Raw genomic sequence first — 16,603 nt, forward strand, 5'->3', positions numbered from 1 at the left:
ACGAGCAGGAGGATGCCGGCGACGAAGGCGTAGGTGGGCACCGCGAAGATGGCGCCCGACTGACGGATGCCACGCAGGTTGGCGGCGAGGATGAGGGCGATCATCCCGACACCGAGCGGGACGGTCTGGTGCTCGAGCACCGGCAGCGCCGAGACCATCGCCGCGACACCCGCCGCGACCGAGACCGCGACGGTGAGCACGTAGTCGGTCATCAGCCCGGCTGCGGCGACCAGCCCCGCGCGGGGGCCGAGGTTGTCGCCGGCGACGATGTACGAGCCGCCACCGTGGGGATAGGCGCGGATCGTCTGGCGGTAGGACGCTCCCACGGTGAGCATGAGCAGGACGATCACGGCGCCGATGGGGAGCGTCATCTGCAGCGCGGCGGCGCCGCCGAGCACGAGCACGCTGAGCATGGCCTCGGTTCCGTAGGCGACCGACGACAGCGCGTCCGACGAGAGCACCGCGAGGGCGACGACCCTGCTCAGCCGCTCCTGGACGAGGGCGGTGGTGGCGAGCGGAGGTCCGAGCACCACCCGCCGGGCGAGATAGACGATCCTGCCGAACGCCGAGGGCGGACGGATCGCCCGCTCCGTGGCCAGCACCGTCCCGGGGCTCTCGGGCACGAAGCCGTCCTCGGCCACCCGGACGAGGCGCTCGAAGCGGCTCGTCGCTGCGGGCCTGCGGCGGGCGTGCAGGAGGTCGGGGTTCACCGGGAGCGCGGCACGGGAGCGGCGGCGGCCCCTGAGTGCGCGCTCCCACTGCTCGCCGATCCGGCGGAGCGTCTCGAGCTCGTCGTCCGCCGGCGGGCGGTAGGCGGCGGACGGCCCAAGGACGACGGGGTGCTCGGTCGGCTGCACCTCTGGTGCGCTCAGGCGACCGGAGCCCGCACCCTGATCACGTTGACGACCCCGCGGACGCCCATGAGATTGCGCACGGCGCGCTCCGCGGCCTCGCGCTGATGCGGCGTGTCGACCTCGCCGTGGAGGGTGATGATCCGATTCTCGACCGTCGCGGTGACGCCGTCGGGAACCTCGGTGTCCCACTCCAGGGCGAACGCCGCGGCGCGGGCGATGTCGGCGTCGCTGCGGATGTGGTCGTCGACGAGCCTGACCTGGATCTCGTCGACCACCGCGCGGGTCCCCACGACCCGCTCGGCGGTCCTCACCGCCATCCATCGCGCGGAATAGGTCGGGACCTCTCCGCCGAGGATGACGATGCCGTCCGTGACAGCGACGGCGATCGCCGAGGCGTCGACGCCGGGCTCGGCCTCGAGCGCGCGCTCGATCAGCTCCTTCAGCTCCGCGTCCGACCTGCTCATCACTGGCCCTCCTGCGCTACGCGGCGGCCGGCAGGTCGTTGCGGCTGATGCTCTGGGCGCCGGTCGCGGAGAGGACCTGCTGCGCCTTCTCCACCTGCTCCTCGGTCCCCTGGACGACGATCAGGTAGCGGCCCGCCTCGAGGTGGTGGGTGTACGCCGGGATCCGCTCCTTCTCGAGGAAGTGGCCGAGGATGGCTCCCACGGCGCCGGTCCAGACGGCTCCCTCGGCGGCGCCGAGCGCGGCGCTGGCGATCGGTCCGAGGACGAAGAGCGGGCCCGCACCGGGGATGAAGAAGAGCCCGGCCCCGACCAGCAGACCGAAGAGGCCCCCCGCCCAGGCCCCGAACAGGGCGCCGGACTTCGCCATCTTCCCGGTGGTGATGAAGCCGTTGACCTGGGTCCTGCTGTGCAGGTCCTGGCCGATGATGGAGACGTTCTCCACCGGGATGCCGGCCTCGCCGAGGCGGCGGATCGCGATCTCGGCCTGCTCCATGCTCTCGTACACACCGACGACGCTGAGTCGGGGCATGGTGGCGGCCGGGGTTGCCGTCGTCGCGGTCGTCTGGGGCATCGCAGGATTCCCTCGTGGTTGACGTGCAGAGACGGGGTGGGCACTACCACCGAACGATGCCGGTTGAATCACAGGCCGCGGCCAGGTGTGAACCGGGTTCGCAAGGCGGGCTCCTCGGTGGTGGTGCCGTGTGAGTGCCGGCCGGCCCGGGTAGTCGGTGACCGGGTCTGGCGGAGGGCGCATGCACGCAGGAGTGGTCGAACCATGGCTCAGACGGTCTCGGACTATCTCGTCGAACGGCTGCACCGCTGGGGGGTGACGCGGATCTACGGCTACCCGGGGGACGGCATCAACGGCGTCATCGCCGCGATCCGGCGCTCGGACCACCTCATCGACTTCGTGCAGGTGCGCCACGAGGAGAACGCCGCGCTCGCCGCCTGCGCGGAGGCCAAGTACGGGGGTGCTCTGGGCGTCTGCCTCGCCACCTCCGGCCCGGGGGCGATCCACCTGCTCAACGGGCTGTACGACGCCAAGCTCGACCACAAGCCGGTGCTCGCGCTCGTGGGGCAGCAGCCGCGCAAGGTGCTCGGCTCCAGCTACATGCAGGAGGTCGACCTCGTCAGCCTCTACAAGGATGTCGCCGGCTACGTCCAGGAGGTCGTGCACCCCGGCCAGATCCAGCACGTGGTCGACCGGGCGGCACGGATCGCTCTCGCCGAGCGGACGGTGACCGCCCTCGTGCTCCCGTCGGACGCGCAGCTCGAGGAGATCCCGGTGAGGCTGCCGGAGCATCACGGGCTGTTCCCCGTCACCGGTGTCGGCATGTCGAAGAGCGAGACCGTCCCCTCGCAGCACGACCTCATCGCCGCCGCGGCGATCCTCAACCACGGTGAGCGGGTGGCGATCCTCGTCGGACAGGGGGCGCTCGGCGCCTCCGAGGAGGTGACCGAGGTCGCGGACATCCTCGGAGCGGGCGTCGCCAAGGCGCTGCTCGGCAAGCCTGTCCTCTCCGACGATCTTCCCTGGGTGACCGGCGCGATCGGCATGCTCGGAACCAAGCCGAGCTGGAACCTCATGCAGCAGTGCGACACGCTGCTGGTGGTCGGGAGCAGCCTTCCCTACGTCGACTTCCTGCCCCCGGTGGGGCAGGCACGCGCCGTCCAGATCGATGACGACGGACGGATGCTCGGGCTGCGCTACCCGATGGAGAGCAACCTGCTCGGGGACAGCCGCGCCACCCTGCGCGCGCTCATCCCCTGGCTGGAGCGCAAGCCGGATCCGGCGTGGCGGCGTCGCGTCGAGCACTGGGTCGAGGACTGGTGGAAGATCGTCGAGGCCCGGGCGATGAACCCCGCCGACCCGATCAACGGGCAGCGCGTCTTCTGGGAGCTCTCCTCCCGCCTTCCCAGCAGGGCGATGCTCGCTGTCGACTGCGGCACCGCGACCGGCTGGTACGCGCGCGACGTCCGTCTTCGCGCGGGGATGAGCGGCTGGCTCTCCGGGACCCTCGCCACCATGGGCACCGGGCTTCCCTATGCCATCGCCGCCAAGTTCGCCCATCCGGACCGCCCGTGCATCGCACTCCTCGGCGACGGGGCGATGCAGATGAACGGCATGGCGGAGCTTATCACCGTCGCCAAGTACTGGAGGCAGTGGGCCGATCCGTCGCTGGTGATCCTCGTCCTCAACAACCGGGACCTCGCCTTCGTCAGCTGGGAGCAGCGGGCGATGGTCGGGGACATCCGCTTCGACGCCTCCCAGGACATCCCGGACGTCCCCTACGCGAAGTACGCGGAGATGCTCGGCCTGCGCGGCATCCGGGTCGACAGGCCCGACGACGTCGGACCGGCGTGGGACGAGGCCCTCGCGTCCGACCGTCCCGTCGTCTACGAGGCGATCGTCGATCCCGACGTGCCGCCGCTGCCGCCGCACATCACCGTCAAGCAGGCGATGGCGCTGACCCGCGCGCTGCTCAAGGGCGACCCGGATGCCGGTGGGGTCATCCGCCAGACTCTCCGCGACCTCATCGAGGACTACGTGCCCCACTGACGCGGGGCTGCGCCCTCAGACGGCGGTGTCCACGAGCATCAGCTCGGACGGCGCGCCGGCATCGACCATCACGTGCCCCGCATCGGTGACGACCGCGGCGTCTCCGGTGCGGAGCGCATGCATGTTCACCGCGGCCTCACCCGCGATCAGGTAGACGTATCCCGCTCGCCCCTCGGCGACGAGGTGGCTGATCGCCCGCCGCGCGTCGAGGTGGGCGACATACACGCGGGCATCGCTGTCGACCGCGACCCCGGTGCCGGTCTCGCCGTGCTGACGGGCGATGCGCAGCCACCGGTCGCGGCGGTCGTCGAGGTGGTACTGGCGCTGCTCGGCGTGGAGCACGGGGCGGCGGCTGAGGCTCAGCCAGAGCTCGATGAGCACGAGCTCGGTGTTCGGCAGGGGGTTCCACTCCAGGTCCTCGCTCCGCCGGGCCGGGGTGGTGCGCTGCACCCCGCCCGCCTGCACCCCGGAATCGATCTGCAGGTCCCGGTGGCAGAGCTCGCCGGCGACGACCCAGGTGACCCGCTGCACGTGCACGTGCGGTCGTGGCTGGAGGTGCGCCGCGGGCGGGTGCACCTCGTGGTTGAGGGCGACGAGCGCACCGACGCCCATGTGCTTCGGGTCCTGGTAGTCGCCGAAGCTGAAGTGGACCCGTGCGTGGTACGGGCCGGGATTGGTCCGGTGGATCTCGATGTCCCGGCGAACGACGATCGGTGCCAGGCGCTGCGGCGATCGCGCCGCCTGCGGGCCTCGAAGGTCCTCTGCTCGCATCATCGGGGTCGTGCCTCCGGTGTCCGGTCCTCGGAGAGATCCAGTACCCGGTCCGTGGCCTCTCGACGCGCCGCCCGGGCGGTTTGCGCCGGGGGCGCCGGGGGCAGAGGGGATGGAAGCGAACAGCACACGGAGGGCGGTTGCGGATGGCCACCTTGCGCGACGTCGCCTGGGAGACGCTCGAGGAGCGGGAGCGCCAGCTCGAGGAGCTGACCGCGCCCGCCCGCCGGCGGGCCGGGCCACGACGGCCGGAGCCCGCCTCGCCGCAGGAGGCGCAGCAGGACCCCTGCTCGCTCTCCCGACAGCAGCTGCGGGAGCTCGTCCACGTCTACGACATCCCGGTGGTGAGCCTCTACCTCAACCCGGCGGCGAAGCACCCCACGGCCCCGCGCTATCCGCTCACCGTGTTCCATTCGCTCCGCCACCAGGAGCTGGAGAACCGTCGCGACTGGGTGGAGTCGCTCGACCACGACGCCCGGATCTCGCTCCGCAACGACCTCGACGTGGTGGAGAGGTTCCTCGAGGAGGCGGTTCCCGAGGAGGAGAGCCGCTGCCTCGTCGTCCTCAGGGCGGGCAGGCAGCTGAACCGGGTGACCACCCTGCCGGTGCGGACGCGCGACCGCCTGACGATCGACCTCGACCCCTATGTCCGGCCCCTCGAGCAGGTCGTCGAGAACGCGCACCGGCTGCTCGTCGTCGCCGTCTCCCGGGAGGACGCCCGCTTCCTCGTCCACTGCCTCGGCCGGCAGCAGGAGATCGACAGGTGCCGCTCGTTCGTTCCCACTCCGAAGGTGGACAGGTCGAGGCCGGGGAAGGTGCAGCGGCATCGGCTCACCCACCTCCACTGGCACCTCCGCGGGGTCGTCCAGACGGCGACGCGGCTGCTCGACGAGGAGGGCTGTGAGTGGCTCGTCCTCGCTGGCGATCAGACCGTGCTCGGCGAGGTCGACGACATGCTCGCCCCGGCGGTGCGCGGGCGGGTGATCGGCCGCTTCCACCCCGACCCCGAGAAGGCCCGGGAGCTGCGCTACTGGGAGGATCAGGTCGACCGGATCCTCGCGGATCGTCGAGCCGCCGAGGAGGAGGAGGCGCTGAGCCGGCTCGGCGAGCTGCGCGCCTACCACCGGCTGGCCTGGGGGCTCTCCGACGTCGTCGACGCGATGAACCTCTTCCAGGTCCGCAGGCTCTTCGTCGACGACCGGCTCGAGCAGCCGGGACACGTCTGCCGCGAGCACCACTTCGTGTCGCCGGATGCCGGAACCTGCCCCTTCTGTGGTCGCGAGCTGCTGCCCGTCGAGGACGTGGTCGACGAGCTCGTCGAGATCGCCCAGCTGGAGGGCGTCGACCTGCTCCTGGTGACCCGCAGGCAGGACCTGCTCGAGCCCTATGGCGGCATCGCCGCGGTGACCTATCCGAAGGCGGAGGACTGAGCGCAGCCCTCCGAGTGGACGGTCGACGAGCGGGTGCGCCATCCCCGCCTGATCGGCCTGCGCCGCGACAAGACGGCGACCGAGGTGATGCCGAGGAGGTGCTCGTATGAGTAGCGGGGCGCTCCGTCCGGAGGGGCGCAAGGGCGTCATCGGCGAGGTGCCGCACGAGGCGGAGTCGCCGCTGGAGCGGACCGGGGAGTGGATCGAGATCCTGATCTACCTGGCCGGCGGCTTCTTCCTCGTCGCCGCGTCGGTCATCGTCCTCGCCGACGCCGTCCCGGCGCTCTGGAGAGGGGCCAGCCCCTGGTCGCGGGCGACACTGATTCTGGACCGGGTGCTGCTCGTCTTCGTCCTCGTCGAGGTGCTCCACACCGTCCGCTTCGTGGTGACCCGCCACCGCCTCCGTGCGGAGCCGTTCCTCATCGTCGCCCTCATCGCCGGCGTGCGGAGGGTGCTCGTGGTCACCGCCGGCACCCAGCCGCTCGCCCGGCGCGAGGACCTGGTGGAGCTGGGGCTGCTCATCCTCCTCCTGGTGGCGTCGGCGGGTGCCCTCTTCCTGCTCGGCTACCGGCCGGCGGGGGCGTCCTCCTCCTGACCGCGTGATGCCCCGGCGGTGACCCGGTCGGGCGGCACCACGCTGACCGGGCGCCGGGAGTGCTCGGTCAGGTGCCGGCTGACGCTGCCGAGCAGCAGCTCGTCGAGGCCGCCGGTGCCCCGCCGGCCGACGACGATGAGGCCGGCGTGCTGCTCCTCGGCGGTCGACAGGATCGCCTCGGCGGGGTCGCCGTCGACCATGAGCGCGCGATGCTCGACGCCCGCGTGACGCAGCGGCGCGCACCACTCCGACTCGAAGAGCCGCCGCCGGTCCTCCTGCCACTGGAGGATCAGGTCCGCGTCGAGGCGGATGGGCTGGCCGCCCTCGTAGACCACCAGGGGATACGGTGGCACCTCGATCGCATGGACGGCGACGACCTCGGCATGGAGGCTGCGGGCGAGCGCCGCGCACCAGTGGCACGCGTACGTGGAGCCGTCCGAGCCGTCGAGGCCGACGACCAGGCGGTGCGGCGGGTTCGGCGTCCTCACGCCTGCCCCCGCGCGTGCCCGCGCGAGTGAACCGGGTCGTCACCACGCGCCGGGAATCTCCCAACGGCCATCACACTCGCCCTCCGTGTCGATCGCGGTCGCTGCATGGGCTCTCTACCCGCCGGTTTGCCATCGGGAATCGCGGGTACGGAGCACAGATGGCGGATCGTCTGTTTCGCCACCGGCGGGACGCGGGCCGCGTTCTGGCAGATCTCCTCGGCCAGTACCGCAACCGCGGTGACGTCGTCGTCCTGGCGCTGCCGCGTGGCGGTGTCCCGGTGGCGTACGAGGTCGCCACCGCCCTCGGCGCGCCCCTCGACGTCTTCCTGGTCCGCAAGCTCGGCGTCCCCGACCACGAGGAGCTGGCGATGGGGGCGATCGCCAGCGGCGGCGTCCTGGTCCTCGATGACGACGTCGTCCGCGGCCTGCGCATCCCGCCGGAGGTGATCCAGCGGGTCGCCGAGCGCGAGGGTCGTGAGCTCGCCCGGCGCGAGGCCGCCTACCGCGAGGGGCGCCCCGCCCCGAACGTGAGCGGCAGGGTGGTGATCCTCGTCGACGACGGCCTGGCGACCGGGTCGAGCATGCGTGCCGCCATCCAGGCGCTCCGCGAGCACCGGCCGGCGCGGATCGTCGTCGCCGTCCCGGTCGCCCCGTCCTCGACGTGCCGCGAGCTGTCGACGATGGTCGACGAGGTGGTCTGCGCGACCACGCCGTCGCCCTTCCTCGCCGTCGGCGAGTGGTACTGGGACTTCGCCCAGACCACCGACGACGAGGTCCTCGGGTTGCTGCGCCAGGCCGCCACCGGGCGGCCGGTGCCGGACAGGGCGCGGACGCTGCCGGACGCCGACGCCGTGCGCGCCGACCTCGTCATCCAGACCGGCGCGCCGGGTGACCACGACCCGCTCCTCGAACTGGTCGGCGACGCCCACTTCGTGCTCATCGGCGAGGCATCCCACGGCACCCACGAGTTCTACGCGGAGCGCGCCCGGCTCACCCGCCGGCTCATCGAGGAGCGGGGGTTCTGCGCGGTCGCGATCGAGGCCGACTGGCCGGACGCGTACCGGGTGAACCGCTTCGTCCGGGGGCGCAGCGACGACGTCACCGCCGGGGAGGCGCTGCGCGGCTTCGAGCGCTTTCCCACCTGGATGTGGCGCAACGCGGTGGTGCTCGACTTCGTGGGATGGCTGCGCGAGCGCAATCAGCGCGCCGGCGGCGGCGAGGCGTCCAGGACCGGCTTCTACGGTCTCGACCTCTACGGCCTGTTCCGCTCCATCCACGAGATCATCGCCTACCTCGAGAACGTCGATCCCGCCGCGGCGGAGCGCGCCCGCGCACGCTTCTCCTGCTTCGACCACTACGGCGAGGAGGGACAGGCGTACGGCTACGCGGCGGCGTTCGGCGCCGGCGATTCCTGCGAGCGTGCGGTGCTCGACCAGCTCGTCGACCTCCACGCCCACGGGCTGGAGCGCGCGCGGCGCGACGGCCTGGTGGCGGAGGAGGAGCTCTTCCACGCGGAGCAGAGCGCGCGCACGGTGCGCTCCGCTGAACGCTACTACCGCACCATGTTCGGCGGCCAGGTCTCCTCCTGGAACCTCCGTGACCACCACATGACCGACAGCCTGGACTCGCTCGCGAGCCACCTGACCCATCAGCGGGGCGAGCCGGCGCGCATCGTCGTCTGGGCGCACAACTCGCACGTCGGCGACGCCCGGGCGACGGAGCGGGCGATGATCGGCGAGGTCTCCGTCGGGCAGCTGGTGCGCGAGCGCCACCCGGGCGACTGCCTGACCATCGGCTTCACCACCTACACCGGCACGGTGACCGCCGCCGACGACTGGGGCCGCCCCGCCGACCGCAAGCGGGTGCGCCCCGCGCTCGACGGCAGCTTCGAATGGCTCTTCCGCGAGGTGGCCGAGCCGAGCTTCCTGCTCACCTTCCGCTCCAGCCCGCGCGCCGTCGAGGCGCTGTCGTCTCCACGGCTCGAGCGGGCCATCGGGGTCATCTATCGACCCGACATCGAGCGGCAGAGCCACTACTTCCGGGCCCGGATCACCGAGCAGTTCGACGCGGTGATCCACATCGACGACACCCGCGCCGTCGAGCCGCTGGAGCGTACCGCCGCCTGGGACGGCGGCGAGGTGCCCGACACGTTCCCTGCCGCGGTGTGAGAGCACGCGATCGCCGCCCTCGCCGTGGGGTCGGACCAGCGCGGCTGCTCACGGAGGGCTGCGCCGAATGAGGTCCCCACCAGCGCCCCGGGAGCGACGGAAGAACGGGAGAATGTCGATGATGCCCTCGCTCGTCGACCAGAAGAAGGCGGGGAGGAAGGAGAAGATCGGCAGCGCCACCACCGGGGTGATCAGCCACGCGGCGGCGGCGGCGACGAGGTAGAGGACGATCCCCACCGTCGCCCGGAAGCGCTCCCACCGGAAGTAGGCGCTGTCGACGCCCTCGTGGACGAGGGGGCCGCGCCGGGAGAGGTGGGTGAAGAAGAGCAGCCAGCTCGAGCACATGGCGGCGGCGCACAGCGCGTAGAAGGCGACCGCGACCCGCTCGTCGAAGGGGTCGCCCTCCTGGACGGCGGCGGCGAGCACCTCGGTGGGGAACGGCAGCACCGCGGTGGTGAAGAGGATCGCGAGGTTGCCGACGTGGAGTCCCCGGTCGACGTAGCGGATGCGGGTGAAGACCTGGTGGTGGTTGAACCAGATGACCCCGATGAACAGGAAGGACGTCGCGTAGCCGACGTACGCGGGCCACTGCCGGAGCAGGGCCTGGAGCAGCTCGCCGGGGTGGTGACGCGGGGTCGAGAGGTTCAGGACCAGGAGGGTGATCGCGATCGCGAAGACGCCGTCGCTGAAGGCCTCCGTCCGCTGGGTGTCGGACAGCCGCACCGGGCGGGCGGGCGGCTCCTGCTCGCGCACCCGGCGCATCCGCGAGGCGATCCTCTGGCGGAGCGCCACCCCTCTCTCCCGATCGCTACTCGGGGACGACGGCGAGCTTGTTCTCGACCTTGGTGACGCCCGGGGTCGACCAGGCGGCCTTCTCCGCGGCCTCGGCCTCGATACGCGAGTGCACGTGACCCTTCAGCACCACGGTGCCGTTCAGGCTCTCCACGTCGATGCTCTTGGCATCGAGCAGCGCCTGGCGCTCGAGCGCCTCGCGGATCTTCTGCTTCACGTCGATCGGGGTCACCTTCGGCCTGACGACGACGAGATCGGTCACGCCGCGAACGCCCATCAGGTGACGGACGGCGCGCTGGGCAGCCTCGCGCTGGTACTCCCATTCCACCTCGCCCCGCAGGGTGACGTGGCCGTCCTTCACCGTCGCCTTCACCGTCGTGGGGACGGCGGGGTCCCATTCCAGGGCGTTCGCCACCGCCCGGGCGATGTCGGCGTCGGTCCGCTCGTACTCACCGGGGAGCCTGACGACGATCTCGTCGGCGACCGCACGCACCCCCTGGACGCGTTCCGCCGCGCGCACCGCCCGCCACTTCTCCAGGTACGTCGAGACCTCGCCGGTGAGGATGACGGCCCCATCCCTGACCGCGACCCCGATGGCGCTGGCGTCGATGCCGGGGTCCCACTCGAGCTCGCGCTCGACATCCCTCTTCAGCTCCTGGTCGGTCTTCATCGTCGTCCTCCGCGGCGCCGGCGGGATGGCCACGGGTGCACCCGCACCTCGGCGCTACCCTCTCCGCGGCGGCGGCGAAACGCCTGCCTGAGAACCGGGTTCGCTGCTGCCACCGCTCAGGCGCTGGCGTCGTGCTGAGCTGCCGCGGACGCGGTCACGTCCTGGATCCCGGCCTCGATCCGGCACCTGAGGACCTCCAGCTCGACCGCGACCGTCCGGGCCTCCTCGCTGTTCTCCGACGAGAGGAAGCTGGTCAGCGTCCGGATCGCGGCCCGCACCCGCGCCAGCGACCCCGTCGCGGTGGTGGCAGGGTCGCGGACCGACCGGGCCAGCCGCAGTGCCTGCTCTCCGGAGAGGTTCTCGGAGACGATCCGCTGCCAGAGCGTTCTCTGCTGGGGCGGCGACGTACGCAGGAGCAGCAGGGCGCGGGCCTGCTTCTCGCTGAGCCCTCCGGCGCGGACGTCGTCCTGGATCTCCGCGGGAAGCCGGGTGACGTTGAGCAGGTAGTGGACGTGCCGGCGGGTGATGCCGATGACACGGCCGACGTCCTCCCACGACTCGGAGCCGAGACTGACGCGCAGCCGCTGGAGCGCACGGGCACGGTCCACCGCGTTGAGCGCCTCGCGCTGGATGTTCTCGGTCAGCGACTCGATGAAGGCCCCCTCCTCGTCGGTCTGCACGACCAGCGCCGGGACCTCGCGCAGCTGCAGCCGCCGTGCCGCCGACCAGCGACGCTCTCCGGCGATGATCTCGAAGTGCTCCTCGCCGCTCTGCCGCACCCGCAGGGGCTGCAGGATGCCGCAGCGGCGGATGCTTTCGGTGAGCTCGGTCAGCGAGTCCTCGGCGATCGTCCGTCGGGGCTGGTCGCCGCGCGGGGTCAGCCGCTCGACAGGCACCCACCGGAGCGTCGGACGCGGCCGGTCGGGGGCGGTGGGCGACGGCGGATCGCTCCGGGGGCCGCCACCGGCCACCGTCCCCAGCTTCCCCCCGGCGACCACGCGCGGCCTCTGCTCGCCAGCCCCGTCCTCGCCGGCCACCTCCCCCAGGTCGTGGCGAAGGGCGTCGAGCGCCGCCCGCTGCAGGCGGGAGACATGCATCTGGGAGATCCCCATCCGCCGCCCCACCTCGACCTGGGGAAGCTGATCGACGAAGCGCAGCTCCATGATCTGCCGCTCGCGGGGGGAGAGGTGGTCCAGGGCCTCGCCGAGGAGTGCCCGGGTCTCGACGCGCTCGAGATTGCCGTCCTCGCTGCCGATGCGGTCGGCGAGCGGGCGCTCCTCCTCGCCGGGCCATCCGCGCGGTGTCGCGTCGAGGGACACCGTGCGCCTCGCCGGAGCCGCCTCCAGGGCGGCCAGCACCTCGTCGGGCGCGATGCCGATGCGCTCGGAGATCTCCAGCACCGACGGTCCGTGGCCGAGCTCCTGGGTGAGCTGCTGCTTCGCGCGCATCGCCCTGCAGTAGTTCTCCCGCAGGCGTCGGGGGACCCGGACCGCCCAGGAGCGGTCGCGGAAGTGGCGGCGGATCTCGCCCATGATCGTCGGGGCGGCGAAGCTCCCGAACTCGCAGCCACGGGCGGGGTCGAAGCGGTCGATCGCCTGGATCAGGCCGACATATCCGACCTGGACGAGGTCCTCGAGAGGTTCGCCGCGGTTGGCGAAGCGCCGGGCCACGAAGCCCACGAGGTCAGCGTTGAGCTCGACGATGCGGTCCCGGATGGCCTCGTCGCGGCCGGCGGCGTAGTGGGCGAGGAGGCGGTTGCTCTCCTCCCGATCGGGCCGGGACCGCTCGGTGTGGCTGGCGGCGCCGCGCAGCGGCAGCAGGCGCGGCCCGGGTGCCGTCGCGACGGGGTGGTCCATGTCGGGCGCGGTCGTGAACCTCATCCATGTCCTCCGGTGCCCGCGGGCGGTACCCCGTTAGATGAAACCGATGACACAGAGTGTGGGAAGGTGGACCACAGGAAGCCTGAGCCTGTCAGCGCAACACATGACACCCGTGGCTGATCTGTTAGGACCAGTGCCGGTGCCTCCGGGCTGACGCCACGTCAGAGGATTGGCGGGCGAACCCGGTTCACTCCCCGGCATGGACGGCGGTCCCCGGGGGTAGCCGAGGAGTGGAGCGGTCCCGGGTCGGGCCGCCCGCCGGCCTTGCACGCAGGGGAGAGCCCATGGCAGAGGATCTCAACGGCATCCGGGTCGCCATCCTCGTCGAGAACGGCTTCGAGCAGGTCGAGCTGACCGAGCCTCGGAGCGCGCTCGACAACGCCGGCGCCACAACCGAGGTGGTCTCGCCCCAGCGCGAGCGAGTCCGCGGCTGGAACTTCACCGAATGGGGCGACGAGATCGCGGTGGACCGCCCCCTCGACCAGGCGCGTGCCGACGACTACGACGCGCTGCTGCTTCCCGGTGGGGTCATGAACCCCGACTTCCTGCGGATGCAGCCGCCCGCGGTGGCCTTCGTGCGGGCGTTCTTCGACGCCGGCAGGCCGGTGGCGGTGATCTGCCACGGGCCCTGGACGATCATCGAGGCCGGAGCGGCGCGGGGACGGCGGATCGCCTCCTGGCCGTCGCTGAGGACCGACCTGCGCAACGCCGGCGCCGAGTGGGTCGACGAACAGGTCGTCCTCGACCGGAACATGGTGTCGAGTCGCAAGCCCGACGACATCCCCGCCTTCAACCGGGAGATGATCCGGCTGTTCAGCGGCGCGCAGCGCCGGGTGCGGGCATGACCGCCGGGGTGCCGCCCGCCATCCCCTGGCTCGGCTTCCTCGAGGATGCGCTGAAGCGCGCGGCGGACGAGGGCAAGCCCGTCCTCCTGGACTTCTTCTCGCCCACTTGAGGGGGCTGCCAGCGGCTGGATGCCGTCACCTACCGGGACCCCGCGGTGGTCCTCGCGGTCACCGAGCTGACCGTTCCCCTCCAGATCCCCGTCCTCAAGCCGGAGAGCCGTGACCTGGTCGAGCGCTACCAGCAGGTCTGGACGCCGACGCTGATGCTGCTCCGCGCCGACGGGCGGGTCGTCCATGAGTGGAGCGGCTATCTCCCCCCCGATCCCTTCCTCGCCGAGCTCCACCTCGGCCGGGGCAAGTGGGAGCTCAAGCGCGACGAGCTGGAGAAGGCGGCGGTGATCTTCCGCAACCTCGCCGAGCGTCACCCCACCGCGCACACCGCTCCGGAGGCGCTCTACTGGGCGGCCGTCTCCCACTACAAGCGCAGCCACCGGGCCGCGGAGCTCGTCGCCGGATGGGCGCGGTTGCGGAGCCGCCATCCCGAGAGCCTCTGGCGGATCCGGCAGATGTTCACCGAGGAGGAGTGACCGGTTCGGACTCCAGCGGCACCCTTCCCCGGAAGAGGAAGTACACGAAGGTGGTGTGGATGACGACGATGGCGAGACCGACGCTCGCCCAGGTGATCCCCGCGACCAGCGACCCGTGCGCGGAGGCGGAGTTGGCCACGGTCAACCCGCGCTCGGGATGCGGGTCCGACGGCAGCAGCTGGGGGTACAGGCCGATCGCCGTCGACGCCACCAGGGCGGCGATCACCCCGGCCGAGGACACGAAGGCCTCCAGGTCCCGCCGGGTGCGGTGGAAGTGCCACATCGCCGCGACCGCCGCCGGGATCAGCAGCGGGACGGCGACGAGCCATGGCGACGCGCGGTAGTTGTCGAGCATCTGCCGGCGGCCGCTGAGCGTCGCCGCGGTGGTCGCCGCGACCAGCACCAGCAGCGCTGGCAGCAGCCTTCCGGCGAGGACGCGAGCCCGCTCCTCCACGGCGCCGTCGGTCTTCAGCGCCAGCCAGAGCGCTCCGTGGGTGGCGAGCACGCCGAGGGCGAGCACCCCGACGAGGAGCGCGTACGGGTTGAGGATCCAGGCGAACAGTCCCTGGTAGTACCCGTCGGGGTCGAGGGGCACGCCGCGGACGACGTTGCCGATCGCGGCGCCGAAGAGCAGCACCAGGAGGGTGCTGCTGAACCAGAAGACGGCGTCCGCCGGCGCCCTCCACATCGGGTCGTTCAGATGGTTGCGCCACTCGAGGGAGAGCCCGCGTCCGACGAACAGCCAGAGCACCATCGTCAGGGGAAGGTAGAACCCGCTGAACCCGGATCCGTACACCCGGGGGAAGGAGAGGAAGAGGAGGCCGCCGAAGGCGACCAGCCACACCTCGTTGCCGTCCCACACCGGTCCGATGGCGCTGAGCGTCTGCCGCCGCTCGCCGTCGTCCCGGGCGACGAAGGGATGGAGGATTCCCACCCCCAGGTCGAAGCCGTCGAGGACGGCGTAGCCGGCGAGCATGAAGCAGAGCACCGCGAACCAGACGGTCGGCAGCACGTCCACGGCTACAGCGCCTCTCGCCGGCGTGGCGCCGGCATCGGCCGCGGGCCGAGGGCGACCTGGCGCCCCACCAGGAAGAGAAAGCCGATCGCCAGCGCCGCGTAGATGCCGGCGTAGCCCAGCAGGGTGAAGATCGTCTCGCCCGCCTCCACGGTGGGGGAGACGCCTCGCGCCGTGGGCATCACACCCCAGACCAGCCATGGCTGGCGTCCGACCTCTGTGACCACCCATCCCGCCTCGTTCGCGATGTAGGGGAAGGGGAGCATCAGCATCACGGCCCACAGGTACCAGCGCGCGGTGAAGAGCCGTCTGCGCCAGAGCAGCAGCACCCCGACGAGCAGCACTGCGATGAAGATGGTCCCGAGCCCGACCATGATGTGGTACGCGTAGTACGTCACCTGGACGGGGGGCCACAGCGGCTGGGGGAAGCTGTCGAGCCCGGCTACCTTCTTGTGGGCGTCGCCGTACTCGAGGAAGCTGAGCGCCCCCGGGACCTCCACCGGGTCGAGCAGCCGGCGCTGCTCGGTCGACGGCATCCCGAGGATGGCGATCGGCGCGTCGCTCTGGGAGCGGAACAGGCCTTCGTAGGCAGCCTCCTTGACCGGCTGATAGTGACCGACGTTGCGCGCGTTCATGTCGCCGGTCGGAAACACCTGCAGTACGGAGAAGGCCGCTCCCAGTCCCACTCCGACCGCGACCGACAGCCGGCCGAACTCCAGATGCCGGCCGCGGAGGAGGTGGAAGGCGCCGATCGACGCCAGCAGGCAGCTGGCGGCGACGAGGGCTCCGTCGATCACGTGGAGGTACTGCCACCACGCGAACGGATTGGTGAGCAGCGCCCACAGGCTGGTGAGCTCCGCCCGCCCGTGGACGATGCGGTAGCCGACCGGGTGCTGCATCCAGGCGTCGGTGGCGGTGATGAAGAAGCCCGACAGCAGGGCGCCCCCGGCGAGCAGCACCGCCGAGAGCCAGTGCACGAACGGCGACACCCGGTTCACCCCCGCGAGGAAGACGCCCAGGAACCCCGCCTCGAGGAAGAAGGCGAAGACGCCCTCCATGGCCAGGGTCTGTCCGATGACCCCTCCGGAGAACCCCGAGAAGGAGGCCCAGTTGGTGCCGAACTGAAACTCCATCGGCACCCCGGTCACCACCCCGGCGGCGAAGTTGATGCCGAAGATCTTGGCCCAGAACCGTGCGGCGCGCGCATGTCGATCCCGGCGCCGAACCAGGTACAGCGTCTGGAAGAGCACGATCAGCGGCGCCAGGCCCATCGTGGTGATGGGAAACAGGTAGTGGAACATGACGGTGAAGGCGAACTGGATACGGTCCGCCACCGCTGCGTCGGTCATCCCATGACGCACTCTCGACCATTGTGCGGCGCCCCAAACCTGGGTCCGGCGCCCTCGTCGCCAACCCGGTTCACAGCCGCGGGGGGCGCCGTTTGAGCTCCGGCCGCCTGTGGGTAGCCGACGGGCACTGATAGC

Annotated in this window: 16 protein-coding genes; 6 read left to right on the forward strand and 10 right to left on the reverse strand. The window is 71.5% G+C overall.

Annotation, left to right across the window (positions count from 1 at the left end; genetic code table 11):
- From VGL20_03945 to VGL20_03955, 3 genes are all read right to left on the reverse strand, one after another.
- The coding region (locus VGL20_03945) for an amino acid permease (GenBank protein HEY2702823.1) at positions 1 to 857 on the reverse strand (857 nt) is incomplete at its 3' end.
- 11 nt (positions 858 to 868) lie between these two features.
- The gene (locus VGL20_03950) at positions 869 to 1,318 is read right to left on the reverse strand and encodes a BON domain-containing protein (protein ID HEY2702824.1); all 450 of its coding nucleotides are present in this window, start codon (positions 1,316 to 1,318) and stop codon (positions 869 to 871) included.
- 16 nt (positions 1,319 to 1,334) lie between these two features.
- A complete protein-coding gene (locus VGL20_03955) occupies positions 1,335 to 1,889 on the reverse strand; it encodes a general stress protein (GenBank protein ID HEY2702825.1) in 555 nt (184 codons plus the stop codon).
- A gap of 204 nt (positions 1,890 to 2,093) precedes the next feature.
- Here VGL20_03955 and VGL20_03960 point away from each other — a divergent pair, with 204 nt between their 5' ends.
- The gene (locus VGL20_03960) at positions 2,094 to 3,878 is read left to right on the forward strand and encodes a thiamine pyrophosphate-requiring protein (GenBank protein ID HEY2702826.1); all 1,785 of its coding nucleotides are present in this window, start codon (positions 2,094 to 2,096) and stop codon (positions 3,876 to 3,878) included.
- Positions 3,879 to 3,893: 15 nt separating this feature from the next.
- Here the strand turns inward: VGL20_03960 and VGL20_03965 are convergent, their stop codons facing one another.
- Positions 3,894 to 4,649 carry a pirin family protein gene (locus VGL20_03965; protein ID HEY2702827.1) on the reverse strand — a complete coding sequence of 252 codons (756 nt, stop codon included), beginning with the start codon at positions 4,647 to 4,649 and terminating at the stop codon, positions 3,894 to 3,896.
- Positions 4,650 to 4,795: 146 nt separating this feature from the next.
- On the opposite strand from VGL20_03965, the gene VGL20_03970 reads away from it, so the two are divergent.
- Both VGL20_03970 and VGL20_03975 read left to right on the forward strand, forming a co-directional pair.
- Positions 4,796 to 6,079, forward strand: coding sequence for a hypothetical protein (locus tag VGL20_03970; GenBank protein ID HEY2702828.1), 1,284 nt, complete (start codon positions 4,796 to 4,798; stop codon positions 6,077 to 6,079).
- A gap of 106 nt (positions 6,080 to 6,185) precedes the next feature.
- Positions 6,186 to 6,674: a phosphate-starvation-inducible PsiE family protein gene (locus tag VGL20_03975; GenBank protein ID HEY2702829.1), complete on the forward strand. Its 489-nt coding sequence runs from the start codon at positions 6,186 to 6,188 to the stop codon at positions 6,672 to 6,674.
- Here VGL20_03975 and VGL20_03980 read toward each other — a convergent pair.
- Positions 6,644 to 7,162: a universal stress protein gene (locus VGL20_03980; protein ID HEY2702830.1), complete on the reverse strand. Its 519-nt coding sequence runs from the start codon at positions 7,160 to 7,162 to the stop codon at positions 6,644 to 6,646. The two genes, VGL20_03975 and VGL20_03980, sit on opposite strands and share 31 nt — an antisense overlap.
- A 158-nt stretch (positions 7,163 to 7,320) precedes the next feature.
- Between VGL20_03980 and VGL20_03985 the strand changes: the two genes are divergently transcribed.
- Positions 7,321 to 9,330, forward strand: coding sequence for an erythromycin esterase family protein (locus tag VGL20_03985; protein ID HEY2702831.1), 2,010 nt, complete (start codon positions 7,321 to 7,323; stop codon positions 9,328 to 9,330).
- A 48-nt stretch (positions 9,331 to 9,378) separates the two neighbouring features.
- Here the strand turns inward: VGL20_03985 and VGL20_03990 are convergent, their stop codons facing one another.
- From VGL20_03990 to VGL20_04000, 3 genes are all read right to left on the reverse strand, one after another.
- Complete coding sequence (locus tag VGL20_03990; protein HEY2702832.1) at positions 9,379 to 10,122, reverse strand: TMEM175 family protein; 744 nt, start codon at positions 10,120 to 10,122, stop codon at positions 9,379 to 9,381.
- Positions 10,123 to 10,138: 16 nt separating this feature from the next.
- A complete protein-coding gene (locus VGL20_03995) occupies positions 10,139 to 10,792 on the reverse strand; it encodes a BON domain-containing protein (protein ID HEY2702833.1) in 654 nt (217 codons plus the stop codon).
- A gap of 116 nt (positions 10,793 to 10,908) precedes the next feature.
- The gene (locus VGL20_04000) at positions 10,909 to 12,672 is read right to left on the reverse strand and encodes a SigB/SigF/SigG family RNA polymerase sigma factor (protein ID HEY2702834.1); all 1,764 of its coding nucleotides are present in this window, start codon (positions 12,670 to 12,672) and stop codon (positions 10,909 to 10,911) included.
- Between the two features lie 284 nt (positions 12,673 to 12,956).
- Between VGL20_04000 and VGL20_04005 the strand changes: the two genes are divergently transcribed.
- Both VGL20_04005 and VGL20_04010 read left to right on the forward strand, forming a co-directional pair.
- A complete protein-coding gene (locus VGL20_04005) occupies positions 12,957 to 13,517 on the forward strand; it encodes a type 1 glutamine amidotransferase domain-containing protein (GenBank protein ID HEY2702835.1) in 561 nt (186 codons plus the stop codon).
- Between the two features lie 155 nt (positions 13,518 to 13,672).
- Positions 13,673 to 14,104, forward strand: coding sequence for a hypothetical protein (locus VGL20_04010; GenBank protein HEY2702836.1), 432 nt, complete (start codon positions 13,673 to 13,675; stop codon positions 14,102 to 14,104).
- Here the strand turns inward: VGL20_04010 and cydB are convergent.
- Both cydB and VGL20_04020 read right to left on the reverse strand, forming a co-directional pair.
- Positions 14,088 to 15,122 carry a cytochrome d ubiquinol oxidase subunit II gene (cydB, locus tag VGL20_04015; GenBank protein ID HEY2702837.1) on the reverse strand — a complete coding sequence of 345 codons (1,035 nt, stop codon included), beginning with the start codon at positions 15,120 to 15,122 and terminating at the stop codon, positions 14,088 to 14,090. The genes VGL20_04010 and cydB overlap by 17 nt on opposite strands.
- 2 nt (positions 15,123 to 15,124) lie before the next feature.
- Entirely contained in the window at positions 15,125 to 16,468 is a 1,344-nt protein-coding gene (locus VGL20_04020) for a cytochrome ubiquinol oxidase subunit I (GenBank protein HEY2702838.1), read from the reverse strand.
- Positions 16,469 to 16,603: the final 135 nt, after the last annotated feature.

This window comes from Candidatus Dormiibacterota bacterium (genome assembly GCA_036495095.1).
Taxonomy (GTDB): domain Bacteria; phylum Chloroflexota; class Dormibacteria; order Aeolococcales; family Aeolococcaceae; genus CF-96.

Excerpts from the sequence above, each read along its gene's own strand:
- VGL20_03950 (HEY2702824.1), bottom strand. The coding sequence starts at position 1,318 with ATGAGCAGGTCGGACGCGGAGCTGAAGGAGCTGATCGAGCGCGCGCTC.
- VGL20_03955 (HEY2702825.1), bottom strand. The coding sequence starts at position 1,889 with ATGCCCCAGACGACCGCGACGACGGCAACCCCGGCCGCCACCATGCCC.
- VGL20_03960 (HEY2702826.1), top strand. The coding sequence starts at position 2,094 with ATGGCTCAGACGGTCTCGGACTATCTCGTCGAACGGCTGCACCGCTGG.
- VGL20_03965 (HEY2702827.1), bottom strand. The coding sequence starts at position 4,649 with ATGCGAGCAGAGGACCTTCGAGGCCCGCAGGCGGCGCGATCGCCGCAG.
- VGL20_03970 (HEY2702828.1), top strand. The coding sequence starts at position 4,796 with ATGGCCACCTTGCGCGACGTCGCCTGGGAGACGCTCGAGGAGCGGGAG.
- VGL20_03975 (HEY2702829.1), top strand. The coding sequence starts at position 6,186 with ATGAGTAGCGGGGCGCTCCGTCCGGAGGGGCGCAAGGGCGTCATCGGC.
- VGL20_03985 (HEY2702831.1), top strand. The coding sequence starts at position 7,321 with ATGGCGGATCGTCTGTTTCGCCACCGGCGGGACGCGGGCCGCGTTCTG.
- VGL20_03995 (HEY2702833.1), bottom strand. The coding sequence starts at position 10,792 with ATGAAGACCGACCAGGAGCTGAAGAGGGATGTCGAGCGCGAGCTCGAG.
- VGL20_04000 (HEY2702834.1), bottom strand. The coding sequence starts at position 12,672 with ATGAGGTTCACGACCGCGCCCGACATGGACCACCCCGTCGCGACGGCA.
- VGL20_04005 (HEY2702835.1), top strand. The coding sequence starts at position 12,957 with ATGGCAGAGGATCTCAACGGCATCCGGGTCGCCATCCTCGTCGAGAAC.
- VGL20_04020 (HEY2702838.1), bottom strand. The coding sequence starts at position 16,468 with ATGACCGACGCAGCGGTGGCGGACCGTATCCAGTTCGCCTTCACCGTC.